This window comes from Sodalinema gerasimenkoae IPPAS B-353, from assembly GCF_009846485.1.
GTDB classification, from domain to species: Bacteria; Cyanobacteriota; Cyanobacteriia; order Cyanobacteriales; family Geitlerinemataceae; genus Sodalinema; species Sodalinema gerasimenkoae.
Window position 1 is genome coordinate 2,207,610 of the sequence record NZ_ML776472.1, and the last position, 25,364, is coordinate 2,232,973.

27 protein-coding genes and 1 riboswitch are annotated in these 25,364 nt (G+C 53.6%); of the genes, 13 read left to right on the forward strand and 14 right to left on the reverse strand.

Going from position 1 to position 25,364, the window contains the following annotated elements:
- Nucleotides 1–181 precede the first annotated feature (181 nt).
- Complete coding sequence (locus tag L855_RS09595) at nucleotides 182–559, forward strand: response regulator transcription factor (protein WP_159787328.1); 378 nt, start codon at nucleotides 182–184, stop codon at nucleotides 557–559.
- Nucleotides 560–581: 22 nt separating this feature from the next.
- Here L855_RS09595 and L855_RS09600 read toward each other — a convergent pair whose 3' ends face one another.
- On the reverse strand, nucleotides 582–2,405 hold the full coding sequence (locus L855_RS09600; RefSeq protein ID WP_159787332.1) for a GldG family protein: 1,824 nt from the start codon (nucleotides 2,403–2,405) through the stop codon (nucleotides 582–584).
- Between the two features lie 28 nt (nucleotides 2,406–2,433).
- Nucleotides 2,434–3,249 carry an ABC transporter permease gene (locus tag L855_RS09605; protein WP_159787335.1) on the reverse strand — a complete coding sequence of 272 codons (816 nt, stop codon included), beginning with the start codon at nucleotides 3,247–3,249 and terminating at the stop codon, nucleotides 2,434–2,436.
- 74 nt (nucleotides 3,250–3,323) lie between these two features.
- Between L855_RS09605 and L855_RS09610 the strand changes: the two genes are divergently transcribed.
- Nucleotides 3,324–3,575 carry a hypothetical protein gene (locus L855_RS09610; protein WP_159787338.1) on the forward strand — a complete coding sequence of 84 codons (252 nt, stop codon included), beginning with the start codon at nucleotides 3,324–3,326 and terminating at the stop codon, nucleotides 3,573–3,575.
- Here the strand turns inward: L855_RS09610 and L855_RS09615 are convergent.
- The 4 genes from L855_RS09615 to L855_RS09630 all read right to left on the reverse strand — a co-directional run bounded on the left by L855_RS09615 (nucleotide 3,529) and on the right by L855_RS09630 (nucleotide 5,719).
- The gene (locus tag L855_RS09615; RefSeq protein ID WP_159787341.1) at nucleotides 3,529–4,590 is read right to left on the reverse strand and encodes an ABC transporter ATP-binding protein; all 1,062 of its coding nucleotides are present in this window, start codon (nucleotides 4,588–4,590) and stop codon (nucleotides 3,529–3,531) included. The two genes, L855_RS09610 and L855_RS09615, sit on opposite strands and share 47 nt — an antisense overlap.
- 149 nt (nucleotides 4,591–4,739) lie before the next feature.
- Nucleotides 4,740–5,249, reverse strand: a complete 510-nt coding sequence (locus L855_RS21815; RefSeq protein ID WP_159787344.1) for a coiled-coil domain-containing protein — start codon at nucleotides 5,247–5,249, stop codon at nucleotides 4,740–4,742.
- A gap of 25 nt (nucleotides 5,250–5,274) precedes the next feature.
- The gene (locus L855_RS09625) at nucleotides 5,275–5,448 is read right to left on the reverse strand and encodes a hypothetical protein (protein ID WP_159787347.1); all 174 of its coding nucleotides are present in this window, start codon (nucleotides 5,446–5,448) and stop codon (nucleotides 5,275–5,277) included.
- A gap of 76 nt (nucleotides 5,449–5,524) precedes the next feature.
- On the reverse strand, nucleotides 5,525–5,719 hold the full coding sequence (locus tag L855_RS09630; protein WP_159787350.1) for a hypothetical protein: 195 nt from the start codon (nucleotides 5,717–5,719) through the stop codon (nucleotides 5,525–5,527).
- 359 nt (nucleotides 5,720–6,078) lie between these two features.
- Here L855_RS09630 and L855_RS09635 point away from each other — a divergent pair, with 359 nt between their 5' ends.
- Complete coding sequence (locus tag L855_RS09635; RefSeq protein ID WP_159787353.1) at nucleotides 6,079–6,411, forward strand: STAS domain-containing protein; 333 nt, start codon at nucleotides 6,079–6,081, stop codon at nucleotides 6,409–6,411.
- 306 nt (nucleotides 6,412–6,717) lie between these two features.
- On the opposite strand, the gene L855_RS09640 is transcribed toward L855_RS09635, so the two are convergent.
- Nucleotides 6,718–7,428 carry a DUF1997 domain-containing protein gene (locus L855_RS09640; RefSeq protein WP_246198784.1) on the reverse strand — a complete coding sequence of 237 codons (711 nt, stop codon included), beginning with the start codon at nucleotides 7,426–7,428 and terminating at the stop codon, nucleotides 6,718–6,720.
- A 180-nt stretch (nucleotides 7,429–7,608) separates the two neighbouring features.
- Here L855_RS09640 and L855_RS09645 point away from each other — a divergent pair, with 180 nt between their 5' ends.
- Both L855_RS09645 and L855_RS09650 read left to right on the forward strand, forming a co-directional pair.
- Complete coding sequence (locus L855_RS09645; protein WP_159787356.1) at nucleotides 7,609–8,268, forward strand: SDR family oxidoreductase; 660 nt, start codon at nucleotides 7,609–7,611, stop codon at nucleotides 8,266–8,268.
- 87 nt (nucleotides 8,269–8,355) lie between these two features.
- Nucleotides 8,356–9,144 (forward strand): YfaP family protein, encoded by a 789-nt coding sequence (locus L855_RS09650; RefSeq protein ID WP_159787359.1) that lies wholly within the window; start codon nucleotides 8,356–8,358, stop codon nucleotides 9,142–9,144.
- A 17-nt stretch (nucleotides 9,145–9,161) separates the two neighbouring features.
- Here the strand turns inward: L855_RS09650 and argJ are convergent, their stop codons facing one another.
- The 3 genes from argJ to btpA all read right to left on the reverse strand — a co-directional run bounded on the left by argJ (nucleotide 9,162) and on the right by btpA (nucleotide 12,315).
- The gene (argJ, locus tag L855_RS09655; protein WP_159787362.1) at nucleotides 9,162–10,403 is read right to left on the reverse strand and encodes a bifunctional ornithine acetyltransferase/N-acetylglutamate synthase; all 1,242 of its coding nucleotides are present in this window, start codon (nucleotides 10,401–10,403) and stop codon (nucleotides 9,162–9,164) included.
- A gap of 91 nt (nucleotides 10,404–10,494) precedes the next feature.
- On the reverse strand, nucleotides 10,495–11,442 hold the full coding sequence (locus L855_RS09660; RefSeq protein WP_192925020.1) for a vitamin K epoxide reductase family protein: 948 nt from the start codon (nucleotides 11,440–11,442) through the stop codon (nucleotides 10,495–10,497).
- A gap of 18 nt (nucleotides 11,443–11,460) precedes the next feature.
- The gene (gene btpA / locus L855_RS09665) at nucleotides 11,461–12,315 is read right to left on the reverse strand and encodes a photosystem I biogenesis protein BtpA (RefSeq protein WP_159787365.1); all 855 of its coding nucleotides are present in this window, start codon (nucleotides 12,313–12,315) and stop codon (nucleotides 11,461–11,463) included.
- Nucleotides 12,316–12,497: 182 nt separating this feature from the next.
- On the opposite strand from btpA, the gene L855_RS22210 reads away from it, so the two are divergent.
- From L855_RS22210 to crtB, 4 genes are all read left to right on the forward strand, one after another.
- Nucleotides 12,498–12,626 (forward strand): hypothetical protein, encoded by a 129-nt coding sequence (locus tag L855_RS22210; RefSeq protein ID WP_281349492.1) that lies wholly within the window; start codon nucleotides 12,498–12,500, stop codon nucleotides 12,624–12,626.
- A gap of 136 nt (nucleotides 12,627–12,762) precedes the next feature.
- Nucleotides 12,763–13,695 (forward strand): SGNH/GDSL hydrolase family protein, encoded by a 933-nt coding sequence (locus L855_RS09670; RefSeq protein ID WP_246198785.1) that lies wholly within the window; start codon nucleotides 12,763–12,765, stop codon nucleotides 13,693–13,695.
- Between the two features lie 203 nt (nucleotides 13,696–13,898).
- Nucleotides 13,899–15,044 carry a DegT/DnrJ/EryC1/StrS family aminotransferase gene (locus tag L855_RS09675; protein ID WP_159787368.1) on the forward strand — a complete coding sequence of 382 codons (1,146 nt, stop codon included), beginning with the start codon at nucleotides 13,899–13,901 and terminating at the stop codon, nucleotides 15,042–15,044.
- A 67-nt stretch (nucleotides 15,045–15,111) separates the two neighbouring features.
- Nucleotides 15,112–16,005, forward strand: a complete 894-nt coding sequence (crtB, locus tag L855_RS09680; RefSeq protein WP_159787371.1) for a cyanoexosortase B — start codon at nucleotides 15,112–15,114, stop codon at nucleotides 16,003–16,005.
- A gap of 27 nt (nucleotides 16,006–16,032) precedes the next feature.
- On the opposite strand, the gene L855_RS09685 is transcribed toward crtB, so the two are convergent.
- The 3 genes from L855_RS09685 to L855_RS09695 all read right to left on the reverse strand — a co-directional run bounded on the left by L855_RS09685 (nucleotide 16,033) and on the right by L855_RS09695 (nucleotide 20,173).
- Nucleotides 16,033–17,964: a S9 family peptidase gene (locus L855_RS09685; protein ID WP_159787374.1), complete on the reverse strand. Its 1,932-nt coding sequence runs from the start codon at nucleotides 17,962–17,964 to the stop codon at nucleotides 16,033–16,035.
- A gap of 72 nt (nucleotides 17,965–18,036) precedes the next feature.
- A complete protein-coding gene (locus L855_RS09690; RefSeq protein ID WP_159787377.1) occupies nucleotides 18,037–19,230 on the reverse strand; it encodes a nucleotidyltransferase family protein in 1,194 nt (397 codons plus the stop codon).
- Between the two features lie 163 nt (nucleotides 19,231–19,393).
- The gene (locus tag L855_RS09695) at nucleotides 19,394–20,173 is read right to left on the reverse strand and encodes a segregation/condensation protein A (protein WP_159787380.1); all 780 of its coding nucleotides are present in this window, start codon (nucleotides 20,171–20,173) and stop codon (nucleotides 19,394–19,396) included.
- A 64-nt stretch (nucleotides 20,174–20,237) separates the two neighbouring features.
- On the opposite strand from L855_RS09695, the gene L855_RS09700 reads away from it, so the two are divergent.
- Nucleotides 20,238–20,993, forward strand: coding sequence for a cobalt-precorrin-6A reductase (locus tag L855_RS09700; RefSeq protein WP_159787383.1), 756 nt, complete (start codon nucleotides 20,238–20,240; stop codon nucleotides 20,991–20,993).
- A 25-nt stretch (nucleotides 20,994–21,018) separates the two neighbouring features.
- On the opposite strand, the gene cbiE is transcribed toward L855_RS09700, so the two are convergent.
- The gene (gene cbiE, locus L855_RS09705) at nucleotides 21,019–22,230 is read right to left on the reverse strand and encodes a precorrin-6y C5,15-methyltransferase (decarboxylating) subunit CbiE (RefSeq protein ID WP_159787385.1); all 1,212 of its coding nucleotides are present in this window, start codon (nucleotides 22,228–22,230) and stop codon (nucleotides 21,019–21,021) included.
- 99 nt (nucleotides 22,231–22,329) lie between these two features.
- A riboswitch (adenosylcobalamin-variant (AdoCbl-variant) riboswitch) is annotated at nucleotides 22,330–22,451 on the forward strand.
- Between the two features lie 59 nt (nucleotides 22,452–22,510).
- On the opposite strand from cbiE, the gene cobG reads away from it, so the two are divergent.
- Genes cobG through cobI form a run of 3 tightly spaced genes read left to right on the forward strand, consistent with a single transcriptional unit; the run spans nucleotide 22,511 to nucleotide 25,292 of the window.
- Nucleotides 22,511–23,965, forward strand: coding sequence for a precorrin-3B synthase (cobG, locus tag L855_RS09710; protein ID WP_159787388.1), 1,455 nt, complete (start codon nucleotides 22,511–22,513; stop codon nucleotides 23,963–23,965).
- Complete coding sequence (locus tag L855_RS09715) at nucleotides 23,962–24,591, forward strand: precorrin-8X methylmutase (RefSeq protein WP_159787391.1); 630 nt, start codon at nucleotides 23,962–23,964, stop codon at nucleotides 24,589–24,591. Before cobG ends, L855_RS09715 begins: the two co-directional genes overlap by 4 nt.
- Nucleotides 24,588–25,292, forward strand: a complete 705-nt coding sequence (cobI, locus tag L855_RS09720) for a precorrin-2 C(20)-methyltransferase (protein ID WP_159787394.1) — start codon at nucleotides 24,588–24,590, stop codon at nucleotides 25,290–25,292. The genes L855_RS09715 and cobI overlap by 4 nt, the downstream gene beginning before the upstream one ends.
- Nucleotides 25,293–25,364 lie beyond the last annotated feature (72 nt).

The window sequence follows — 25,364 nt, forward strand, 5'->3', positions numbered from 1 at the left end:
TTTTTCACCTGGTATAGCAATCGAAGATTGCCTTAAGACACTCTGAGTTAGGAGAGAATCTCTTATCTGCTGCCTATTGCCTATTGCCTTCTTATCCCCTGTTTTTTGTTCGATTCAGACCAACTTTTGCTATATAGTAGTCCTATCTCATCAGGAATCTCCGATTACCCTCAACATCCTTATGTCTTTAAAAATTTTAATTGTAGATGACGAGCCAAATATCAGGATTCTCTTAGAACAAGCCCTAGAAGACCTAGAAGACGAGGGCGTAGAACTGCTAATGGCTCAGAATGGATTGGAAGCCTTGGAAGTTATTCAAGAAGAACAGCCGAATTTGGTATTCTTAGATGTGATGATGCCGAAAAAAAATGGATTAGAAGTCTGCAAAACAATTAAAGAAGATTGGCAACAAGCAGACGTTTATATCATCATGTTAACCGCCAAAGGACAGGAGCTAGAGAAAGAAGAAGGCTTCGCCGTGGGTGCCGACTTTTATATGACGAAGCCTTTTCGTCCTAAAGAGATTGTGGCTAAGGCTCGTTCCGTTTTACAGTTGTAATTCCCCGAAGAACTCCGAGCTGTTAACGACGAGTCCACCAAAGAACGGCACTGGTGGCGAAGCCAATCACCGGAAAGGTGACCAGAGCGGTCCAACTGAGTAACCGTGCAATCCGAGGGGTCATCATGATATTGCGATCGACCACCTCCCGAGGACGGATGGTTAGGGTTTCGCCGCTTTCGTCATCTTCCGCCAGCCAGGAGACACTATTTAGGAAAAAGTCACTGTTCAACTGTCCATCAAAGAAGGCGTTAGTCATAAAGTCGGAATCGCCAATCACCACTAAACGAGCCTCACGGGTCTCAACGTCTGGTTCAGGCTCCTCCTGCTCAGCTTCGGGAGTTTCTTCCACCTCATCGGCTTGAGTTAGATCGAGTTCTTCTACCTCAATCTCCTCAGGTTCCTCGATGTCCTCAGGTTCCTCAGGTTCTAGAGTTTCCTCAATCTCCTCAGGTTCCTCAATCTCCTCAGGTTCCAGAGTTTCATCGGGTTCTAGAGTTTCCTCAACCGCCTCATTATCAACAGCCTCCCCCTCCTGAGTTGCCTCTGGGGGATCAGTCACCTCCGGCTCAGGGGAATCAGCGGTTAAGGGAATCTCACGGCGAGCCGCCACCCCTAAGACCAGAGGACCGGGGCGATCGCGTTCCGGGTTAAACTCCCAATCGGGGCCCTCATCGATATCGGCTTCGGCCCAACTCGCATCACTGGTAAATAACAACGGCGTCACATCAACCCCATCAACGGTCTCATATTCAATGGGACGAGCCACCGGAAAAATGGTGTAATTGCGGCCAAACTCCTCCGTAATGGGATGAGTTCCATAATCCAACACCAGGGGAGCCGCCGGGCCAAAACCTTGCACCCAACGCTCAGGGTCGATCGCAATCCGTTCATCCAGACGAATCCCCCAATCCTCCAGTAAGCCATCTAAACCGGGGTCCGTATTGGGGTCAACCAACACCAACAGAGAGCCACCCGCGTCCAAATAGGTCTCTAAGGCCTCCACTTCCGGCTCAAATAAACGACTGGTGGGGCCCACAATTGCCACGAGATTGGCATCCTCAGGAACCGTTCCCCGCTCAATCAAGTTGAGGGAGTTCACCACCGCCGCACTTTCTTCTAAGGCCCGAACCGCTCGGGAAACCGAGTCTTCTCCCCCGTCAAGCATTGCCGGTTCGCCATGGCCCTGTAACATATAGACCATGAGGCGATCGCCCCCCTGCAACTGCGCAATACTGCGAGTCAGTTGGGCCTCCGTCAGCGGCTCTAAATCCAGGGTCGCCACATACTGACGCTGCTCCCCCAACTCCAGAAACACATCCCCCACAGAGGTCACATTAAACCGCTGCACCAACCCCGGACTCTCCTGGGGGTTCACCAACTCATAATTAAAACGGTCTGGCGCCAAACGGCGATAGTTCCCCAGTAAGTCTACGGTTCTCTCATTGGGTTGAGAGGTGAACACCCACACCGTCACCGGTTCCTCTAAATTACGAATCAGGGTTTGGGTTTGCGGTGCCAGGGTAAAGCGTTGGGTTTCCGTCAAATCAATGCGAACCGAGGCCCGCACCGCCACCACATTGAGCAACGCCAAGATGAGGACCACCGCCGCCGTCGCAAACAGAGCATTGGTTCCGGCTTCAGTGGAACGCCGCCGCCAAAATCCCTGCTGAAACATCTCCAGATAAATCAGCCAGATCCCTAAAATAATCACCCCAGCTACAATCAGCACGGCGGGAACGGGAGTCCAACTCCCGGACACTGCACCACTGGTCAGTCCGGCGACGCTGAGAAATAAGCCGAGCCAAAGGAGAAGATGCCAGTATTTTTTGAAACGATTGACCATAGTTGACGCAAGAGGGAACAGCCAGAGATTAGTTTTGCTGGAAGCGGAGGGTTTCGATGGATTGAGCGGTGAGGAAAATGCCTAACACAATATAGCTGGCAAACAGAACCAAGCTACCCACATCGACAACACCCTGAATTAAGCTACTGTAATTTTCCAAAATCGACAGGTGTGCCAACGCCTCGCCGAGGGGGCCGGGTACGTTGGCGGCGATGAGGTTCATAATCCACAACACCAGCACCAACGCGAAGGTGAGGACGGCGGAGAGAATGGTGCTATCGGTGAGTGAGGAAATAAACATCCCCAATGAGAGAATACTACCCGCCAGCAGAATCAAACCCAAATGACCCAGGAGGGGAATGGTGGCGGGAAAGGCCGGTTCGGCGACGCTAAAGGTGATGGCTTCATAGAGCAGCAGGGGTGCGGTCATGGTGATATAAAAGGTCAGCACTCCCAGAAGTTTTCCAGTGGCGACAGTCCAGTTATACAGGGGTGAGGTGGCGAGAAGTTCTAGGGTTCCTCCTTTGCGTTCTTCGGCATAGAGTCCCATGGATAAAATGGGCAGAATAAACAGCGATAAGGAAGCCACGGTTCCCAGGAAGAATTGCAGAAATTCATAGGGAACATCCAGGGGAGGGCGCTGGCTCCCGAGTTCTTGCTGGATGGCGGCTTGAGCAGCAACCTGGGCGAGAATCCCTCGCTGTGGATCGAGGAGGATGGTGATATAGAAAAAGCCGGAAATGAGCCAGAAAATCCCGGCGACGGCCATGGCTAAGGGGGAGGCGAAATAACCTTGTAGTTCCTTGCGATAAATGGCGATGATATTAGCAATAATTAAACGCATGTGCGGTCTAAAAATAGGGTGAAATCAGAACAAAATAGAAACCTGGAGGGGTTTCAGGGGGTTAGCGATCGGACTTGGCGTTAGGGTCTGGAGAGGCTTCCGACTCCTGGGAGTCTGGCGAATCGGCGATCGCGTCTGGGGAGGGGAGCGTTAGGGTCTGGAGAGGCTTCCGACTCCTGGGAGTCTGGCGAATCGGCGATCGCGTCTGGGGAGGGGGTGCTGTCTTCGGCGGCGTCTTCAGCTTGAGCGTCTTCGGCTTGAGCGTCTTCGGCGACTTCTTCAGCGGCGGCTTCCTCTTCGGGAAGGGGAGCGGCGGTTTTTTCTAGCTTGAGCGTCTTCGGCGACTTCTTCAGCGGCGGCTTCCTCTTCGGGAAGGGGAGCGGCGGTTTTTTCTTCGGTGGTCAGTTGTAGGAAGACATCTTCGAGACTGGCGCGGCTGCGGCGCATTTCATGGAGTTGTAGTTTTCCCTCTAGGATGGCGCTGGCGATTTCGGAACCGGGTTCGGAACCGGGTTCGACGGTAATGCGGAAGCGGTAGCGGCCCTCGGGAAGGTCAGCGTGGGGGAGAGGATCGACCGATCGCAGGTTGGGGAGATAGCCGAGATAGGAGCCAATGGCGGTTTCGACGCCGTCCACTCCGCCACCAACTTCGACATCGTAGTAGGTTCCGCCGGTGAGATGTTCCATGAGGTTATCGAGGCGATCGGTGGCCACGAGTTGACCGCGATTGATAATTGCCACCTGGCTACAGGTCATGCTCACTTCTGGGAGGATGTGAGTCGAGAGGATAATGGTGTGATTTCCGGCGAGGGATTTGATGAGGTTGCGGACTTCGATAATTTGCCGAGGATCGAGACCGACGGTGGGTTCATCGAGGATGATGACGGGGGGATCGTGAACGATCGCCTGAGCAATCCCGACCCGTTGTCGATAGCCTTTGGAGAGTTTGCGGATCAGGCTTTTGCGGCGATCGCTCAAGCCACATTGTTGGATGGAAAAGTCTACCCGTCCGGGGCGATCGCCCGCTGAAACCCCCTTAATTCGCGCCACAAAATGCAAAAACCCCTCAACGGTCATTTCACCGTACAGAGGCGGCGTCTCGGGCAAATAGCCAATGCGCTGACGCACATCCATCGACTGTTCATGGACATCAAATCCCGCAATGCGAGCGGTACCGGAACTCGCCGGGAGATATCCCGTCAAGATCCGCATTGTGGTGGTTTTTCCTGCGCCGTTGGGCCCCAAAAAGCCCAGAATTTCCCCTTTCTCGACGGAAAAACTCACATCTTGGATGGCTTGGGTGCTTCCGTAACGTTTATGGAGTTGTTCAACTTCGATCATGGCTTCAGAATTACAGAGTCGATGGGGGGGTTGGGGATAAAGGACTCGGGATTATGTTGTATCGCATCAGAACCCAACTTGTCCAAGATTCTAGGATAGCGTTTGCACAATTTGGGTTAGACGATCTGCTCAGATGACGCTGATTAGACCTAGACCACCCGGTTCACAACATTCCAAACGGCACCATCAGAGCGCACATGGGGAACGGTAACACGCTTAAAGCCGGTGATAAAGGGTTTCCCTTCATATTGCCAGTAGAGGGGACTGAGTTGGTCGGCAATATCTTTGAGGGCCCGGACTTCGACTATGAGTTCGCTGCTGAGTTCGTTAATGCGTTCGGCGTAATGTTCAGCTTTGGCTTTGGCCTGCTCGATTTCATCCCGCAGAGGATCTCGTTGCTGTTCGCGGTAATGACCGACAAGGGCCCGTTTCTGTCGCAGTTCAAGTTGTAAGGCGCCGATGGCGTCGTCAATCCCTTTGATTTCGGCAGCTTGTTCGGCACTGGCCCGGGCCTGACGGCGATAGGCATCTACAATCACGTCAGGGGACGCACCTTCGGGGGGAAGAACTGGCTGGACTGCTAAATCACGACGTTCTTGTTCGAGGCTATGAATCGTCTGTTGCAGGGAGAGGATTTGCTCTTGTAGATCGTGGGTCATAAATTGGGGGTCGGATCAATCTCCGCTAAATCTCGCCTTGACTGGTTAGGCCGTCTGACTCGATTTTACGGCCGATTGGCCAGACAAACCGCTCGCGAGGCGATCGCATGGCGCTGGCGAGGTTGAGGGGACTCGGTTTATCAAAATTGGCGGAAGATGCAGAAGATGCGGAAGATTGGGTTAAACTCAGCAGAAACACCCTGAAACGATTCTGCGATGGTTCAATCGGGTTTGGTAGGAGACGACGAGAGCAGAGCAGACGTGACTTAGAACCGCTAAGGGTTCGACACCAGTTGGACTAAGCCTCGATCCATGTGATCCATGAGCAGTTCTAGAGCTTCATAGTCCACATCGGAGACATAGCCCATACGCGTTAACTCGGCGTTAATCTGGTTCTCCAGATCGGGGGTTAACCGTTTAATATAAAGGACTCTTTCAACAAGATGACGGATTGCCGCTGACGCTTTCATGATAATCCGGGTAATTCTATGTGTCTTATCATCCATCGAAACTTGACCCGGCCCTGCGATCGCAACCCTATCTTGTAAGTGATCTGTGTCACTGCATATAACGAACAATTAAGCTCCTAGAAGTCAGGCAGTAATTTGAGAGGATAAATCTGCCGTCATCGCCTCCCAGTATGGCATAGGTCAGTTTTAATTGGTAGTTATGGATACCCTTTTCTCAGGGAACTTTCCCAAATCTTCACATAAGGGGGTAGAAAAACAAAGTTTCCGCAAACTTGGGCTTTTTCTGTAGCGCATCGGCGGACTGATGCCGTACCTTAAGACCATACAAGCGAAATTAGTTTTTGGATTCAGATATAGCCATGCACACCGCAACCCAAACCCCTAACGTGACCGTCATCCGCCTCGATGGACATCTCAACGCCGCCAACGCGGAACAGGTCCGTCAACAACTGACCTCTGCGGTGGCCGCTAAAACCGCTCCGGTGGTTCTCGTGGATATGGAACAAACCCAATCCCTGGATAGTGCTGGACTGATGGCATTAGTTTCTGCCCTCAAACTGGCTCAACGCATCAATATCCAGTTTGCCCTCTGCGCCGTATCCCCGGCTATCCGCATCATCTTTGAATTGACTCAGTTGGATCGAGTCTTCAATATGGTAGAAAGCCCCGCTGCCATTGAGGCGATCGCCTAGAATACCAGTGACCCCTCGGGGACACACTCCCGATTCGTTTGATTTAATCTGTCAAAGTTTTTAAACCTGCGTGCATCTAAATTCACCAAGGACTGTGCTCTTAGGAGGCGGGTTCAGGTTTGCTCAGAACAACCAACCAGGCCATCTAGTCGCAACCGTCCTGGCGCTTGTTGATAAGAGCATCCCCTATATTTCTTAGATTTTACTAGCTGTGACAGCCGAAGGTTTGATATCTTCGGCTGTTTGGTTTGGAAGGGTAATGTTCGCAGAACTAGGCAATTGTTGAAGTTTGCCTAGTGTCTATCCCTACGACTGTGAACTCCCTTTAGGAACACAAGCAAAGCTAGTACGGGTTTTCTTCAGGTGATGATATTGCTTCAAGGCATCAGAGCTAAGTTGCTGATGAAAATCTTCCTGTACCTTACAGGTTAGGCGACGTGAGACTTGCTTGACAATTTGCGTAATCAGGCGATCGCCGGTCTGTTGAATCAAATTCGGGGATAAGGAACGAATAAACTTAGGAAACAAAACCCCAACATTTAAATCTAACTCCCAACTAACCCGAGTAATCGGACGCTCAGGATGCTCCAACTCCGTGACGGGGAGGGGTTCTAACGTCTGTGTCGCCCGAAACTCAACATCATAGCCAGGCGGCGTGTACTCAGGAATGGGAATGGTTTCAATGCGATAAATGCGATCGCGTTGAGGCACTAACTCCAAGCCAATCTTCGGCTCCACATAATAGCCCAAAGCACCAAACTTACCAATGGTTAAATCATAGCCATTGGCTCCGAGGGGAGTTACCTGCATCGGTGCCGCACAGCGACGGAACCAGCCCTGATGCACATCGAGGTATTGACGAACCGCCTCAGCCTCAGCATACATCTCCATCACCCCTTCAAACTGGGTATAAAACCAGTAGAGGCGATCGGTGGCTTGGTTCTCGGTCGGTGCATCCCCCAGACAAAGTGAGGTGTCGTGGGCATTGGTGAACTGCGAGTTAACAGACGACTGCATCGTTCAAAAGTCCTTTAGTGTTAGGCGATACTGCTCCGCTGGGAGACTTCGCCCGTCCTCCTTTCTAGCTTAGCCTGTTGCTCTATGCCTGCAATGAGTAATATCTCGGAACTTTGACGAAATTCGCTAAGATGGCAACAGCAACGTTGTTTCTGAACCCTACATTCTGCTAAAGGAACCGTGAAAGCATTTGTCGCTGGAGCTACCGGAGAAACGGGACGTCATATCGTCCAAGAGCTAGTTCAACGGGACATCCCCGTGCGGGCCTTCGTCCGCAACCTTGATCGCGCTCGGGAGATTCTGCCCCATCAAGCCGAATTGGTGGCTGGGGATGTCCTCGATGCCTCATCTCTAACCGATGCCCTCAGGGATTGCACAACGCTGCTCTGTGCCACAGGCGCGCGTCCGAGCCTCGATCCCACGGGCCCCTATAAGGTTGATTACCAAGGGACTCAAAACCTCATTCAAGCCGCCCAAAGCGCCAATATCGAGCAGTTTGTTCTCGTCAGTTCCCTCTGTGCCTCCGAGTTCTTCCATCCCCTAAATCTGTTCTGGCTGGTCTTGTACTGGAAAAAACAAGCCGAGGAGGCATTGCGCAAAAGCGGTCTCACCTATACCATTATCCGCCCCGGGGGCTTAAAAAATGAAGATACCCCAGCCCCCATTATCATGAGATCCGCCGACTCCCTCTCAGAGGGGAACATTCCTCGCCAGAAAGTGGCTCGTGTTTGTGTAGAAGCCTTATTCTCCCCAGACGCTCGCAACAAAATTTTAGAAATTGTCACCAACGAAGACGCTCCCCCGCGTGACATTGCTCAGCTTTTTGCGGGAGTCGCCTAATCACGGCGGTTCCCCTCTCCGTCTGCTTTAGGTGTGAGTTCATCGTTTCATCCATCGTCATCCTATATCTATCCCAGGCTTAAACCCGTGCTCTACTTAAAATCTCTTCCGGGACTGATCCATGTCTTGCTCTTGGGAACGGTCACTGTCCCTCTCCTGGCCCTTGCCACTCCTGTTCAGGCGGCCACAGAACGGCTCACCGTCACCCTAAGTCCTCAACGGGGAGAGGGGTTTCAAGACTTACTCACCCGGGCCGAAACCATCGCCCAGGAGGAGATTCAACGGACGTTTAATGCTGATGTAGTGGTGAGCGATGTCTCGTTGGTGGTGATGGGGGAAAATCGCGGCTTAATGACCCCCTTACTCTCTGTAGATGTGCGGCGCGATCGCTGGCGTGGCAATCCCCAACTCTCAGAGTGGGCCCAATACTACAGCAATGCCCGGCAACTTCTGGGATTCAATGGCACACCGGGCGACGACAGTGCTAGTGCTGAACCGGTGTTGGGAACTGGAGATGTTCAAGTTACCCTGCGTTGGAATAGTATCGATGATTTAGATTTAGCCGTCACCGATCCCAACGGAGACACCGCCTTTTTCGCCAATCCCTCCATTCCCTCCGGGGGACAACTCGACGTGGACTCCAACGCTGGCTGTATGTCCAGCTTCGACAACCCCGTTGAAAACGTCTTTTGGGATTCTGGGAACGCCCCCGAGGGAGAGTATGTGGCCACCGTCTCCCTCTTCACCCGCTGCAACAGCGATCGCAACCCCATCCCCTTTGAACTCTCCATCACCCTAAACGGGGACACCCAACGCCAAACGGGGACGGTCAGCGACCAATCCCCGAGTCAATCCTTTGAGTTCGTCTTTCCTTAAGGAAAATACCTTAGGCTCTAAGTGGTATATTCCGCGTTGATGCGGACATAGTCATAACTCAAATCACAGCCCCAAGCCATGCCTTCACCAGGGCCCGTGCCAATGGTGACAGAGATGGCCACGGTGTCCGTTTTCAGGTACTCACCCTCCGCCTTTTCTCGCAGATAGGCACTGGCGGCGGCGCGATCGAAGGGCAGAGGCTGTCCAGCATCCATTAACTGAAATTCCCCCAGCTTAATCCGCAATTGGTCTTGATCGAACGTGACCCCCGCCCGTCCAGCGGCGGCGGCGATGCGCCCCCAGTTGGGATCTCGTCCAAACATGGCGGATTTGACCAAGGAAGATCCGGCAATCGTGCGGGCAATTTTACGGGCATCGGCATCACTCTCGGCGCCGTTGACGGAGACTTCCAGCAAACAACTGGCCCCTTCCCCATCCCGGGCGATCGCCTTGGCCAGATGCTGACAAACCGCCGTCAACATGGCTTCCAACGTCTGGGCTTCGGGGCCTTCCCGGACGATCGCCGGGGTACGAGACTGACCATTGGCTAAGGCAATCACCGTATCATTAGTACTGGTATCGCCATCGACGGTGATTTGATTAAAACTCTTCTCCACCGCCCGACTCAGCATGGCCTGCCACAGTTGCGAGGAGACCACCGCGTCACAGGTAATAAAACCTAACATCGTCGCCATATTGGGGTGAATCATCCCCGATCCCTTACAGATTCCCCCCATCCGCACGGTGCGATCGCCGAATTGAGCTTCTAAAGCAATCGATTTCGTCACCAAGTCCGTCGTAACGATGGCTGCGGCCGCTTCATCGCCGCCGGTTTCTGAGAGTTGGGAGACAATCTTGGGAACCCCATCACGCAGGGCATCCATTTTAATCCGTTGTCCAATCACCCCCGTTGATGCCAACAAGACGGCATCTCCAGGAATCCCCAAGGACTGGGACACCAACTGGGCACTTTCGCGCACATCTTCCCAGCCTCCTTCTCCGGTGGCGGCATTAGCTTGGCCCGCATTGCAGAGAATGGCGCGGGCGCTGGCTTTACGCTGTAACTGTTGGCGGCAATAATCCACACAGGCGGCCCGGACTTGGGTTTGAGTAAACACCCCAGCGGCGATCGCATCCACCTCAGAATAAATTAGCGCCAAATCCTTCGCGCCGGAGGGTTTCAACCCCGCCACAATTCCTGCCGCCTGATAGCCCCGAGGTGCGGTGACTGCCCCGGAAATTTCTTGCCACTGTGCCACGATGTTTTGCCCCCAACTTAAAACAACAGTTTGATCTGAAACGGGATTATATCAGTCTCTGTCCCCCACTCTGTCATCAGGTCAACAGGCCTTAACGGACGCTGCGAATCGAATGACGAAAATTGAGATCGCCCTCATACCCCGACAACCGGGCCAACTCCCGCAACTCACGGGTTCCTTCATAAAGCTCCCCGTTAATCTCCCAACTGGGATAGGCGCGCACTCCCGCAGCCTGACAGACCTGAGGCTGAGCCTGATAGCCGTTAGCATCACATTCGATATAGGTCAACTTTTCGAAGGCTTCAGCGCCAAACAGTTGTTTCTGGCTATAACAATGGGGACACCAGTAGGCCCCAAAGCCACGGGCCCCACTCTCCCTTAAATACTCTGCCAGAGCCAGTTCTGCGGCCCCGGACTCGGTGGTCACTGGGGGTGCTTTCTGCCCCCCCTCGGCCATCTGGGCCGGAGTAGCGGCGACCGTCGGCTTGACGTTGGCATAGAGTCCCGTGACGCCGACCAGGGTCACTACCATGACAATTAAACTGGTAAAGACGGGTTGCCCCTCGTCCTCCCAATTCTGGCTAAAGGCCGCTAAGCCAAACAAACTCAACGATAAGAGGGCTGACAGGAGACAGTAGGGGCAAAACTCATGGAGTTCCCCCAGCAAAATGGTCATCAAGTAGCCACTAAAGGCCGCCATCACACTGCCGCCGGCCAAAAGTCCCCAGCCACTGAGGCGATCGAGGCGATCATGAGCTTTGCGATCGCGATCGCGGCGAATCCCATAGGGGGCCAAGGCCAACAGCAACATTACCCCATAGCCGATGGCCCCAAAGAGGGTCAGCGGTAGGCCAAAGACAGTCCCATAGGCACTACCGAGCACCTGATTACAGCCTTGCGTGGGACAAATCGCCTCCACGTTATCCGTGAGCTTGACCAGGGTTAGAAATGTGGTTTCTAGGACTCCCAAGGCGGCGATCGCCCCCATCAGAGGGCGAGACCAAGGGGCAAACCGAGGGCTGGCAGATCGACGAGTCATGAATGCTTCTCCTCTACATTACAATCTCACTTTGTTTAAAGCTCGACTATTTACTGTGGCGGCTGTCTCCTCAGCCGGAGCTGCTTGCACCGCTTCAACAAACTGGCTAACTCGGATCGGGTCAATGGGTTCGTGGATGTTGCCATGACGTTTCAGGGAACTTGAGACAATTGCCCCGTTTGCAGCTTTCATCAAGTGGGGGATATTTTCCCATGTGGCGCCACTGCCAATCAAGACGGGTTTAGACCCAGCGGCCCGTTGGGCTACTTCTAAATCCTCAAGACTCGGAGGAATCCCGGTGGCCATCCCCGAGAGAATGACACCATCGGCTAAACCTCGTTCTAGGGTTTCTCGTACCGTAAGGCTGAGGCTAGGGCTTCCCAGGGGATGAGCGTGCTTGACCAGGACATCGGCCAGAATTTGCACCTCACTGCCGAGTTCCCGACGGTAACGCATCAAGTCATGGGCGCAGCCTTCAATAATGCCCTGATCCGTTGCCATCACGCCGGTCAGGACATTGACGCGAATAAACTTGGCCCCCACACAACTGGCGATCGCCAAACTGCTGCGGGCATCATTGCGTAAGACATTGACGCCAATGGGAACGGTGACCAACCCCATGAGGCGCTCCACAATGACGGTCATCGCACTGACCACCACCGGATCGACTTGTCCATTGGTGAAGGGGGAATCAAAGAAATTTTCGACAATCATGCCATCGACTCCCCCGGCGGCCAGTGCGGCCGCTTCTCGTTCGGCGCGATCGATGACCGTCTTCAGATTCCCCCCCCAGCGGGGTGAGGAGGGTAGGGGAAGTAGGTGTACAACTCCGATAATTGGGTTTGAGGTTTGGAAAATCTGCTTGAAGTCCACGTTTTTGCTAATTTCGGACTTGGTTGGTCGGGGGAGACTGACGCCAGACGGGGAAAGAGATTCCCCCAGGGTCAATCATTATCCCAGGCATTGGGCCAGAAGGATGGGGGACATGACTGCCACCCTGTCCCAGATCAACTATACCGTTTGTTCGTTGCAGTTCTCGGGCTAGGATGGGGGACATGACTGCCACCCTGTCCCAGATCAACTATACCGTTTGTTCGTTGCAGTTCTCGGGCTGGCCGGGATTCTTTCGGGCGATCGCCATCGCAACTGGGGCGATCGCCGCTGACTCAAGTGAGCGCCTATAAGCCGGGATTCTTTCGGGCGATCGCCATCGCAACTGGGGCGATCGCCGCTGACTCAAGTGAGCGCCTATACAGCGCCTATACTAGGATCTAGCTCTAAATATGATCGCAACGCAGATCTTCACAAAAAACCGTGAAAGTGGTAGAACTTTTCCTTCTTATTATGGTTACGGTGGCGATCGCCTCGGAATTAGGACTCCGCTGGTTCTTAGGCTTCGGCAATCCACCGCTATATGTGGCTGATGAAACCATCGGCTATCGTCTGGCCCCCAATCAACGCACCCGCCGTTTTGGCAATCGGATTACGATTAACCAGTTTTCTCTACGCGGGCCGGAGATCAACCCCGATCCGGCCCCCGAGACTCGCCGCATTTTGCTGTTGGGGGATTCCCTTGCCAATGGCGGCTGGTGGACTGATGATGCTCGGACGATTTCGGCCCAGTTACAGGAACGTCTGGGAACGCCAGATCAGCCGGTGGAGGTATTAAATGCTTCGGCCAACTCCTGGGGCCCCCGCAATCAATGGGAATATGTCCGTAAGTTTGGCATTTTTGGCGCGACTGAGGTGGTGTTGCTGCTCAATACCGATGACTTATTTTCCCGTCAACCTACGTCGGTGGTGGTGGGGCGCGATCGCAGTTATCCCGATAAACGCCCTCCCCTGGCTTGGGTCGAACTCATCAGCCGCTTTTTACCCCCGGAGGAGATTCCTGAGTTAGCACAACTGCGCCAAGAGGATGGGGATGTAGTCCAGAAGAATTTAGAGGCGATTGGTCAGCTTTGTGAGTATTTAAAGGCAGAAAACGTTAGTTTACTGGTGCTGTTGACCCCCTTAAAACGGGAGTTGGGAGAGCCGGGGCCACGTCCCTATGAGCAGAAAGCCCGCGAACGCCTCGCCAACCACCTCAAGGAGTACGGCATCACCTATGTGGATGTATTGCAGACATTCAATGGGCTTGATAATCCCGAAAACTTATATCGAGACACCATTCACTTCAACGCCTCAGGGAACCACATTTTAACAGAATTACTCCGTTTGCGGTTGTCTAATTTATTTAAAATTCAGTTTTAAATACTTTTTGAAATCGCCTTAAATCTTGATTCGGTCTATTATAAATAGCTTGTTTTGATGAAATAAAATAACGCCTCAATACCGTGGGATAACTATTCTGTTAACTGTAAAGATTCCATGAAGTTTCCCTAAATCCAGGGCGATCGCTCAAATAACCAGGCTACAGTATAGAAATCAGCCTCTGTCCTTTCGTCCATTCCACAATGACTTCAGAGCCAACCTCAATTCCTTTCGTAGACCTGCATTCTCTGCACCAGCCTATTCAAGCGGAACTCGATGCGGCGATCGCCCAAGTCTTAGAACGGGGTGATTTCATTTTAGGGCAGGCCGTTCGTGAGTTTGAAACCGCTTTCGCCCAAGCCTGTGGCGTCACCCATGGCATTGGCGTCGCCTGTGGAACCGATGCCATTGCCCTGGGATTGCAAGCCTGCGGGATTGGTAAAGGGGATGAAGTCATTGTTCCGGCGAACACCTTTATCGCCACAGTCATTGGGGTACTGCACGCCGAAGCCACCCCGGTGTTAGTCGATTGCGATCCCGACACCGCACTCATTGATCTCGAAGCCGTCGAACGGGCCATTACCCCACGCACCCGAGCCATTCTACCGGTTCACCTCTACGGACAACTGGTCTCCCCGCGACAATTGCGGGAAATTGCCGCCATTCATCAGCTAATCCTCTTTGAAGATGCCGCCCAAGCTCATCTCGGACAACGAGACGGGGAAACCGCCGGTTCCGTAGGCATGGCCGCCGCCTTTAGTTTCTACCCCAGCAAGAACCTAGGAACCGCCGGAAATGGGGGCATCGTCGTCACCAATCAGGCCGATGTGGCTGAGCGAGTGCGATCGCTGCGCAATTATGGCGCTCCCAAGAAATATGTTCATGTCTATCGAGGGACCAATAGCCGCCTCGATACCCTCCAAGGCACCATTCTCAACGTTAAACTGCCCCATCTGGCCCATTGGAATCAGCAGCGGAACCAAGCGGGCCAAACCTATGATCGCCTATTGGCACCCCTGCGGGAACAGGGCATTGTCCCCATGAGAAACGACTGCGGCACGGGCCATGTCTATCATCTCTACGTAATTCGGGTGAACCATCCTGAGTGCGATCGCGATCGCCTCAGTACCGCCTTAGAAAAACAAGGGATTCAAACGGGGATTCACTACCCCATTCCCTGTCACCTCCAACCGGCGTATCGTAACCTAGGCTATAGTGCCGGCAATTTCCCCGTAGCCGAATCCCTCAGCGAGCAGATCCTCTCCTTGCCCATGTATCCCGGTTTAAGGGATGAGGACATCGAACGAGTGGTGTATGCCATTAAAACTGAACTGTCCAACCCATCGTAATATTATTGTTACCTCACCGTTAGCCGCCTCGCGTGCCCCAACATGCCCCTTAAATTCACCTTGAAACATGACTCTACAAACTCAACTTAAATCGAATTTCCAGCGACATTACCTAGAAATCATCATGCTGGTTTTGCTAGCGGTTCTCTACATACCGCTGATGGTTCATTGGTATGATGGCTGGATTAATAAAACCATTAGCCTAGAACATGAATACTACAGTCATGGGGTCATTGGCTTGCCATTTGCCGCCTATATTGTTTGGGAAAAACGTCATAAATGGCAAGAACTTCCCAATCGGTTTAATCCCCTGGGTGCCGTCCTCCTCGGACTAGCGGCGGTCTTTTACCTCAGTGGAGTTCCTGACTTGGTGAGCCTCTCTTTCCCGATTCTCTTATCCGGGCTATGCTTTGGTCTCAAAGGGGTTCCCGGGATGAAACTCTTTAGTATTCCCTGGCTGCTGGTTCTTTTGGCAACCCCTACCGATATTCCCTATTTGATTGCCCCCTTCTCCTATCCCCTGCAAAGCTTCATTGCCGGAACCGCTGGCTTTATTCTCACTCAATGGGGATTTGATGTGACGGTGCAAGAAATCTTTATTTATGTCGGCGGCCGTATTGTGGAAGTTGCCCCTCACTGTGCCGGCTTCAAAATGCTTTTTACCACCCTGTATGTGGCTCTAATGCTGCTCTATTGGACGGGGGCGCTGAAGTTCCGTAAAACGGTGGTGGCCTTTTTATTGTCGGGAGTTCTCATCAGCGTTATTACCAATATCTTCCGTAACACCTTTCTTACCCTCTTTCATGGTCAGGGACAAGATCAATTGTTCGACTGGCTGCACGAAGGCTGGGGCGGGGATATGGTGTCCGCCTTGATGTTATTGGCCCTGGTACCAACTCTGATTGGCTTAGAAAAACTGCGGGATGCCCTCTCAGGAACCGGGACTACCGAATCGGTTTAGAGGGGCATTTGTCACAATTTGGGGGCCTTAGTCTAGATTGGCAATCTCCACCGGTTCGATCGCCTCGGCCGGTTCATAGCCGAAGACACGGGAATAGAAATAAAACTCTGCTTCTAAGGCCCGTTTGATATTGGCCCCCTGACGAAAGCCATGAGATTCCCCTTCAAAGGGAACATAGGCCACCGGGAGTCCTTTGTCTCGTAGGGCCTCAACCATGCGTTGGGCTTGATTGGGGGGAACCACTTTGTCCTCTAATCCCTGGAAGAAAATCACCGGACAGGAGAGGCGATCGGTAAAATGAATGGGAGATCGCGCCACATAACGTTCTTTTTCCTCGGGATACTGGCCCACCAGGCGGTCTAAATAGCGGGACTCAAACTTGTGGGTATCGGTAGCTAAGGCTTCTAAATCACTAATCCCGTAGTAACTCGCACCCGCCTTAAAGGTATCCCGGAAGGTGAGGGCGGCCAGGGTGGTATAGCCCCCGGCACTACTTCCGGTAATGGCCAGGCGATCGCCATCTACCCAGCCTTGTTCTGCCAAAAACTTAGCCCCGTTAGCGCAATCATCCACATCGGCAATGCCCCATTGTCCATCCAAGGCCTGGCGATAATCCCGGCCAAAGCCGGTACTACCGCGATAGTTGACATCCAAAAAGGCAAAACCGCGACTGGTCCAATATTGAACCGACAGCCGTAAGGCACTTGAGGCCGCCGCTGTGGGGCCGCCATGACTTTTCACCAGTAACGGCGGTTTCTCAGCCTCTAAGGGGTCATAATCCTGGTTTTGTGGGGGATAAAAGAAGCCATAGGCCATGGCCCCATCTTCTGTGGGAAATTCAATGGGTTGCGGTTGAGACAGATAGCCCGGATCAATCTCCAGTTGAGTCGATCGCCGCAACACATCTACCTCACCCCCATCGAGATCCATCAACAAAAAGGCACTGGGAACCGTCGCTGAACCGCCCAAGAACGCCAGGCGATCGCCATGAGCCGTTAACGAGGACATTTGAGTGTACGGGGTTTCAAGATTTTGCAGTCGTCGGCTTTTGGGGTTGAGGGTTGCCAACTGCCACAGTCCCCGCTGGGTATAGGTGCAAACTAACCGTTCGGCACTGAGGAAGGTATAGGTGGACATCCCAAACACCCATTGCGGGGTGGCGAACTCCGCATTGAGGGGAAACATCGGTTCAACCCCATTGTCAGTCCAGCGATAGAGATTCCACCAACTGGCGCGATCGCTGACAAAATGCAAAATCCCATCGGGAGACCATTGGGGGCCAAACACCGACTCATCCTTGCCTCCTGTCACCTTCTTGGGAGCCGTCAACCGCCCGTTTTCAGTGACTTGGGCCACCCATAACTCGGTGCCATCCCAGGGTAGATTAGGATGATTCCAACTTAGCCAGGCTAAGGTTTGGCCATCAGGACTCAGACGTGGCGAGGCGTAGAAATCACTCCCCGACACCAACACCTCTACCGAACCGTCGAAGCCGATCGCCACAATGGTATTTTGGGGTTCTCCCTCGCCAGAGTGGTCCTCACGCACCCCAATCAGGCGCGATCGCTCTCCATCCACCTGAAAATCGGCATAACGAAACTCTCCCTCCGGGGTGAGGGCTTGCGGTTCACCATTGGGGACTTGGCGATATAACCGCCCATCAGCAAAGTTAGAGAAATAGACGACCCCATCAGCCACCGTAAAGGCGGCCCCGCCATATTCGTGGACACGATTGCGCACGTTGTAGCCTTGGGGGGTCACATCCTCAACGCCCCCATCAGCCTGACGACGAACCAGAACCGTCCGTCCCCCCTCCGAGGGGCGACTTTCGAGCCAATAGAGGCTGTCCCCATCAGAGGCAATTCCTCCCAAACCGATACTTTCAGAAACAATCAGATCAGCGGTAATGGGAGATTTCCAAGCACCGTAAGGCGCTTTTTGCTTCAGGGAAGGAGTCATGGGGAGCCTCGGGGTAACTTTTCGTAAAGCGGACGTGGGAACGGTCTTACTCAGACAGGGGTAGGAACTGACTCAATCATCATCATTGGAAATTAAGGCATTGCCATCGCCTCCTAGGAGTTCGGCGATCGCCTGATGTTCTCTCGGAACACGGGAGGGGGGATCTTGCCGCGCATCAGTAATGAGCCAGTCGAGGGCTGCGGCTTGGACATCAATGGTGTTGCCGAGGCGATCGACGCAGTAGCGTCCAAAAACCAGTTTATCCACGAGGCGGATACCTCGTCCTAGCCGGGAGTAGTCGAAGATCACAGTATTGTCCACCGTGGCATTCGCTCCAATCCGACAACTTGAGCCAATGGCCGTAGGACCAATAATTTTCACCCCATCCTCAATACGAGTCATCGAGCCGATATAGACGGGGCCTTTAATATCAACCTTATCCCAGTTGACAACCACATTCAGACCCGTATAAATCCCGGGGGCCACTTCTCGCCCCGGAATATCCACATTGCGAACCTCGCCCCGTAGAACAGTGCGAATGGCTTGCCAGTAATCGGGGACACGTCCAATATCCACCCATTGGAAATCCATGCTTAACCCATAAAAGGGCGCACCCATTTCCACAAGTTTAGGGAACAAATCCCCACCAATATCAAATTCTGTGGCCGAGGGGATATAGTCAAAGACCTCTGGCTCAAAGATATAAATCCCGGTGTTGATGTTATTACTTAAGGCTTCATCCACCTCCGGTTTTTCCTGGAAGGCCTTGATTCTGCCATCTTCGTCGGTGACTACAACCCCATAACTGGAGACTTCCTCCTTGGGAACCGGCTTGAGAATCACCGTTGCTACGGCCCCTTTCTTGCGATGCCAGGCCACCGCCTCACTGATATCGAGGTCAATCAGGGCATCCCCGCAGAGAACAACAAACGTATCGTCGAAGAAGGGATAAAAATCTTGAATCCGCTTCATCCCCCCAGCTGAACCGAGGGCCTTGCCCACTAGCTCTCCATCTGCCGTGATTTTGCCTTCAAAGGAATAGCCAATTTGCACGCCGAAACGCTGTCCATCCCGAAAATAGTTCTCGATTTCGTTGGCCAGGTGGCTGACGTTCACCATAATCTGGTCAAAGCCATTCTGGCGCAGCAGATCCACAAGAAATTCCATCACTGGCTTTTGCAGGATGGGGATCATGGGTTTGGGAATGGTGTAGGTAATCGGGCGCACGCGGGTACCTTTTCCCGCCGCTAGAATCATCGCTTTCATGAATTTCTCTGTTCCAACCCTTGGTCAACTGGCTAGTTTGATGGATCTGCCGATGCGGATGCCGATTTCTTTCTCACTATACGACACGATCGCCGAGGACAAAACCAATGTCAGGCATTCTTACCCTAGCTGATCGGCTTGAGTGAGTCGATTTCCGCTGTAATCAGCACGACTCGAAGATTAGTTTAATTTGAATCTGTCCATAGAACTGTGCCTGCAAAAGTTCCACTTTCGACTGAGATGCCAAAAGTAGCAATGCCCAAAACACTGCCACCTGCTGTTCTGCGAGACTATGGTGCTGCTCTGAGCCGGGAGTCCAACGCTCTAGAAGACGGTCAAAACTGACCCAAGTTTCCCCCTCGGTCATCTTGTCCCACTCCGCTAGCAGGAAGGCCTCGATGTCTGCGGCGGTTTCGGTCAGGTTTTCCTCATGGGCCAGTTGGCCAATTTCTTCGGCGGTTTGCCGTTTTGGGGTTTTGCGGCGACGGCGCGATCGCCCTTCTAAGGGGTCATCTTGGAATTGCTCGGCGATGGTTTCGAGTTGGGCGATCATTTCCCCCAAACTCACGGGACGCTTGCGTAAGGGGGGCGCCACGGCCCGCCGTTGCAGTTGGGTTTCTAGGCGGAAGGGGAGGGATAACTGTTGGGATTCTCCCTCTGTGAGCCATAAGTTCTCGTCTAAGGCCTCGGGTTCTTCCTCTAGGGGAGCGCGAACTAGGGTATCGGCTTTGAGGAGTAACAACATGGATGCGTAGAGGAAGGCTTGTCCTGAACGGGACAAATCCGCTTCATAGGGAATTCCTCCTGGGGAGAGACTGGGGGCGAGGTGACTCAGGTGGCGGTCAATGACATCAATCACCTGCACATCCCAGGGATCAATCTCACCTCGTTCGGCGAGATCTAGGAGCAGTTCAATGGCATCTTGGGCAAGGGAAGGGGTCACATCCAATCACGTATCAACAGCTAACGGTCTATTCTAGGAACTGTCACGAGTCTGTCACGAGAGCATGACGAAAAAGCGAATCTTGATTTTGGTGGGGACGACAGAAGGGCGACATTTAGCTTATCAGGCCTCGCAACGGTCAGATATCGAGGCGATCGCCTCTCTGGCGGGCCGGACCCGTCAGCCGGACCCCCCTATCGCCAATACTCGCTTCGGAGGTTTTGGTGGGGTTTCAGGGTTACGGGACTATCTACAGGAACAGGGGATTGAGGCCCTGATTGATGCAACTCATCCGTTCGCCGCGCAAATCTCAATCCATGGGGTATTAGCGGCCCGAGAGGCGGGGGTTCCCCATCTCCGTTTGTCTCGTCCCCCTTGGTCTCCTCAGCCTGGGGACCGGTGGCTGGATGTCTCCAGTAACGCCGAAGCCGCTGAGCGTTTGCCAGAGGTGGCTCAGCGGGTGTTTCTGACGATTGGCCGTCAGGAGTTGGCCAAGTTCGCCTCGTTGCAACAGCTTTGGTTCCTGATGCGGATGATTGACCCCCCCCATGAGGAGACGCCGATTCCTCCGGGGAAAATTCTCCTGGCCCGAGGGCCATTTTCCTTAGATGAGGAGCGATCGCTGTTGCAAGAGTATCAAATCGGGGCGATCGTTAGTAAAAATAGTGGCGGCGAGGCGACCTATGCCAAACTGGTGGCAGCACGGGAGTTGGGGATTCCGGTGGTGATGGTACAGCGTCCGACGATGCCGGAGATGGAGACGGTCAGCGATATTAATCAAGTTCTGGATTGGTTGGATTGTCTTGTGGGGATGTCCTGAAAACGCCCCTTACCATATCAGGATGTCATGGTTTGATAACAGACCATTGGGTGACCGGGGCCATGGCCTTCCAACTGAGAAATTTACCCAGAGGTTGCGCCCGTTGAATGGCAATTCGGGTTAACGCTCCCCCCCAAGTTTGCTGCGCTTGAAGCAGTTTTTGTTCACTTTCAACTGTGACCGCATTCACCACTAAACGACCCCCAGGGGGTAAGGCTTGCCAACAGGTTTCTAACAGATGAGGCGTTGTCAATCCACCGCCGATAAAAATGCAGTGGGGTTGGGGTAAATCGGACAATGCCTCTGGTGCTTGTCCCGGGATAATCTCTAAATGAGGAACGCCTAGAGATGCGGCATTATCGGCCAGGTATTGCAACCGTTGGGGATGGGGTTCAATGGAGATCGCCCGACAACGGCGATCGCTCCTGAGCCATTCAATACTAATAGACCCACAGCCGGCCCCCACATCCCAGAGCAGTTGTCCCGGTTGGGGAGCGAGACTGGAGAGGGTGACGGAACGGATTTCTCGTTTGGTGAGTTGGCCATCATGGAAATAGGCTTCATCGGGAAGTCCAGGAACGCAACGGCGTTGTTGATTCTCCCCAGAACAATCAATGGCGATGGTGTTTAAGTCCGCTAAGTCCTCATCGTTCCAGGTGGCGGCCGTTCCCTGAATCTGCCGTTCTTCTGAGGACCCCATCCGTTCCAAGACGGTCATCTGACTCTCCCCAAATCCTCTCTCAGTGAGCAGTTGCGCCACGATCGCTGGGGTGCGGCGATCGCCACTCAACAGCAGCAGACGCACCCCCGGATAAAGATAACCGAGCAACAAAGCGGGAGGTCGTCCACAGAGGCTGAGGGTATCCACCTCTGTGAGGGGCCAACCCAGGCGGCTACAGGCGAGACTAAAGGCGGAAGGGGCTGGAAGAATGGTCATCTCTGCTAGGGGAACCTGACGGGCTAGGGTAGCCCCAATGCCGTACCACATGGGATCACCTGTGGCTAACACACAGACTCGTTGGCCGCGACGCTGGAGGATGGCGTCAATGGTGGTTTGTAGGGGTGCGCCCCAAATGAGCCGCTCTCGGCGATCGCTCTCGTCTAAAAAGCCTAAATGTCGCCGGCCGCCTACCAGAATTTGGGCCTGTTCCAAGAGCGATCGCGCTGCTGCACTGAGTCCAGCCTGTCCCTCCTCCCCAATACCAATCACTGATAACCATTTCTGCTGGCCTGTCATCCCTACGCGCCTCATTCCTCAATCCTAGCTAGGGCAAACGATTTTCCGCCCCTACCGTACTGTCTCATGAAGGGGTCGTCCTATGCTATGGTGGGGGGATTGATTGTTGGGAAACTCCGGTTAAATTCCGGGACTGTGCCGCAACTGTAATGGGGTGTTCTCAGTAGGGGCGAACTCTTGTGGCGCGCCCTTGCACCCATAAGTCAGAACACCAACATCAAGCCGACTGTTGGTCGGGACCTGTCAATTCTCTGCGTTGCACAGAGAAGGAAACTGAATTGTGAATTGGATTATTGACGCGAATCCCTGTCCGGGATTGTTCTATGGGACTCGGGCCCAAGATGGATTTTTACTTCGTATTCGTACCCCTGGGGGACAGCTTAACCTGTCTCAGGGACGGGCGATCGCCCAATGGCTGAAGGAATGGGACTGTGAGAGTCTGCAAGTGACGAATCGGGGAAATCTGCAACTACGTTCCCTGGCGATCGCCCCCAGTCCCCAGGTTTTCGCGCAACTTCAACATCTAGGCTTAGGGGCCCGTCTCCCGCAGTTGGATCACCTGCGTAACATTATGGCCAGTCCTACTGCTGGGATTGATTCCCAGGAACTCCTCGATACTCGTCCCTGGGTGCAGGCTTTGGATGACTATATTCAAACCTCGCCCCACCTCGCGGCTCTACCGGCTAAGTTTAGCATCGGCATCGATGGCGGTGGGTCCGTGGCGATCGGCACTCGCTCCGAGTTCTCCTGGGACTATCGCTATAACGAGATTCAACTCTCGGTGGTGGCTTTGGACGATGGTAATTCGGGGCGTTCCCTCTATTTTTACTTAGCCTTGGCGGCGGGGAAACAACTCCATGACAGCGGATGCGTAATTCCCATTCAGCAAGGGGTGAACGCCGTGGCGGCTTTGACTCAAGCGTATCTGGATTACCTTAGCCAAGCTGCACCCCTCCCCCAGCCGGGCCGTAAACCCCGTCTCAAACATCTGTTAGCGGATTGGGGAATGGAGGGGTATCTGCAACAGGTGAGACGCTATCTCTCCCAACCTCTCCCAGAAGCACCGCCTCTGACGTTACAGCCCTGCGCTGGCGGCGCTCATTTGGGAGTCCAGCCTCAACGTCAACCGGGTTTAGTCTATATTGGCGTGGATTTGCCCTTGGGACGGTTAACCCCGGCACAGTTCCAGGGAGTTCTGGATTTAGTGGAACAGTTTGGCGAGGGAGTCTTGCGGTTAACCCCTTGGCAGAGTTTGATTATGGCGAATATCGCCGAAGACCAAGTGGAGAGGGTGTTAGAGCGATTGCAAGGGTTGGGACTGTCGGGAGAGGATCCCGAGGTTGCGATCGCCGCCTGTACCGGAAAACCGGGCTGTTCAGCCGCCGCCAGCGCCACTCAAGTTGAGGCGATGCGTCTTCTGGAGGAACTCCCGCAGCAGTTGGGGTTAGGCCGGCCAGTGAATATCCATCTCACCGCTTGTCCCAAATCTTGCGCTCAACCGGGGCCGGCGGAGATGACTCTCTTAGGAATCTCCCTCGACTGCTATCACCTCTATTTAGGGGATGGGGTGGATTCCTGGAAACATGACCTGGGGCCGGTGGCGGTGGAAGACCTCTCCAGGGTAATTGGCGGATTGTTGCGGTCCTATAAACGGGAGCGTCATCATCGGGATGAGTCCCTGAGTGATTGGGGGCGACGGCTAGATAAGGTTGGGGTTCAGGAGTGTCTGAGATGATGGATTATATCCGGGAGGGTCAGGAAATCTATAAACAATCCTTTGCCACGATTCGCGCTGAGGCGGCGTTAGAGACGTTGCCCGCTGATTTGGCTCAGGTTGCCGTTCGCTTGATTCATGCCTGCGGAATGACCGATATTGTGGCGGATTTGAGGGCATCTGAGGGGGCAGTTCAGGCGGGACGAGAGGCGTTGGCTCAGGGAGCACCCATTTTATGTGATTCTCAGATGGTGGCTCATGGGGTCACTCGGGCCCGGCTCCCGGCTGATAATGCGGTGATTTGTACCCTGCGAGATGCCCAAGTTCCCAAGCTGGCAGAACAAATTGGCAACACGCGATCGGCGGCAGCGTTAGAGTTGTGGAAACCCCATTTGTCGGGGTCGGTGGTGGTGATTGGCAATGCCCCGACGGCGTTGTTTTATTTGTTGGAATTGTTGCAGATGGGGGTTGAGAAACCGGCATTGATTTTAGGATTTCCCGTGGGATTTGTCGGGGCAGCTGAGTCGAAGGCAGAACTGGCCCGGGGAGAGTTTGGGGTTCCGTTTATTACGTTACAAGGACGACGGGGTGGCAGTGCGATCGCCGCCGCTGCTGTGAACGCACTAGCTAAGGAGAATGAATTATGAGCGCGGTGGGACGACTGTATGGATTGGGAATTGGTCCGGGTGATCCGGAATTATTAACCCTAAAAGCGCATCGGATTTTAACGTCGGTTCCGGTGATTGCCTATCCAACGTTGGAAAATGGCAAGGCATTGGCTCGGGCCATTGTGGCGGATTTTATTCGTCCTGAACAGCAAGAAATCCCGATGCCGTTGCCCTTTAGTGTGCAGCGATCGTCTCAACCCTATTATGATTTGGGGGCGGAGAAAATCGCGGCACACCTGAGTGCTGGGCGAGATGTGGCGGTGTTGTGTGAAGGGGAACCGATGTTGTATGGCAGTTTTATGTATCTGTTTCAACGACTGGCGCCTCGTTTTCCCACGGAGGTGGTTCCAGGGATTTCGTCGACGTTTGCCAGTGCGGCGATGTTGGGGGTTCCCATTACCTTCCGCAATGATGTGTTGAGTATTATGCCGGCAACGTTGGAGGCTGAGCAATTGCGCGATCGCCTTCAGGGGGTAGATGCAGCGGTGATTATCAAACTCGGGCGACATTTCACCAAAGTTCGGGATATTTTAGGAGAATTGGGACTCCTGGAACGGGCCCTCTATATCGAACGGGCCACCCAACCCACCCAACGCATTATCCCGATTCAGGAGTTGAACCCCGAAGAGGCCACCTACTGGGCCTTGATTCTCATTCCCAGTCAGACGCAACCCCGTTAACGTATAGCAAAAATTGGTCTGAATAGGAGAAAAAATGGGGGAGAAGAAGGCAGTAGGCAGTAGGCAGTAGGT

Bases quoted from the DNA above. Each gene is read 5' to 3' on its own strand.
- L855_RS09615 (WP_159787341.1), bottom strand. From the start codon at position 4,590: ATGATCGAAGTTGAACAACTCCATAAACGTTACGGAAGCACCCAAGCC.
- L855_RS09715 (WP_159787391.1), top strand. From the start codon at position 23,962: ATGATGGATTATATCCGGGAGGGTCAGGAAATCTATAAACAATCCTTT.
- L855_RS09700 (WP_159787383.1), top strand. From the start codon at position 20,238: ATGACGAAAAAGCGAATCTTGATTTTGGTGGGGACGACAGAAGGGCGA.
- L855_RS09660 (WP_192925020.1), bottom strand. From the start codon at position 11,442: ATGACTCGTCGATCTGCCAGCCCTCGGTTTGCCCCTTGGTCTCGCCCT.
- crtB (WP_159787371.1), top strand. From the start codon at position 15,112: ATGACTCTACAAACTCAACTTAAATCGAATTTCCAGCGACATTACCTA.
- L855_RS09685 (WP_159787374.1), bottom strand. From the start codon at position 17,964: ATGACTCCTTCCCTGAAGCAAAAAGCGCCTTACGGTGCTTGGAAATCT.
- cbiE (WP_159787385.1), bottom strand. From the start codon at position 22,230: ATGACAGGCCAGCAGAAATGGTTATCAGTGATTGGTATTGGGGAGGAG.
- L855_RS09605 (WP_159787335.1), bottom strand. From the start codon at position 3,249: ATGCGTTTAATTATTGCTAATATCATCGCCATTTATCGCAAGGAACTA.
- cobI (WP_159787394.1), top strand. From the start codon at position 24,588: ATGAGCGCGGTGGGACGACTGTATGGATTGGGAATTGGTCCGGGTGAT.
- L855_RS22210 (WP_281349492.1), top strand. From the start codon at position 12,498: ATGACTGCCACCCTGTCCCAGATCAACTATACCGTTTGTTCGTTGCAG.
- L855_RS09600 (WP_159787332.1), bottom strand. From the start codon at position 2,405: ATGGTCAATCGTTTCAAAAAATACTGGCATCTTCTCCTTTGGCTCGGC.
- L855_RS09635 (WP_159787353.1), top strand. From the start codon at position 6,079: ATGCACACCGCAACCCAAACCCCTAACGTGACCGTCATCCGCCTCGAT.
- L855_RS09595 (WP_159787328.1), top strand. From the start codon at position 182: ATGTCTTTAAAAATTTTAATTGTAGATGACGAGCCAAATATCAGGATT.
- L855_RS09675 (WP_159787368.1), top strand. From the start codon at position 13,899: ATGACTTCAGAGCCAACCTCAATTCCTTTCGTAGACCTGCATTCTCTG.
- L855_RS09630 (WP_159787350.1), bottom strand. From the start codon at position 5,719: ATGAAAGCGTCAGCGGCAATCCGTCATCTTGTTGAAAGAGTCCTTTAT.
- L855_RS09640 (WP_246198784.1), bottom strand. From the start codon at position 7,428: ATGCAGTCGTCTGTTAACTCGCAGTTCACCAATGCCCACGACACCTCA.
- L855_RS09690 (WP_159787377.1), bottom strand. From the start codon at position 19,230: ATGAAAGCGATGATTCTAGCGGCGGGAAAAGGTACCCGCGTGCGCCCG.
- L855_RS21815 (WP_159787344.1), bottom strand. From the start codon at position 5,249: ATGACCCACGATCTACAAGAGCAAATCCTCTCCCTGCAACAGACGATT.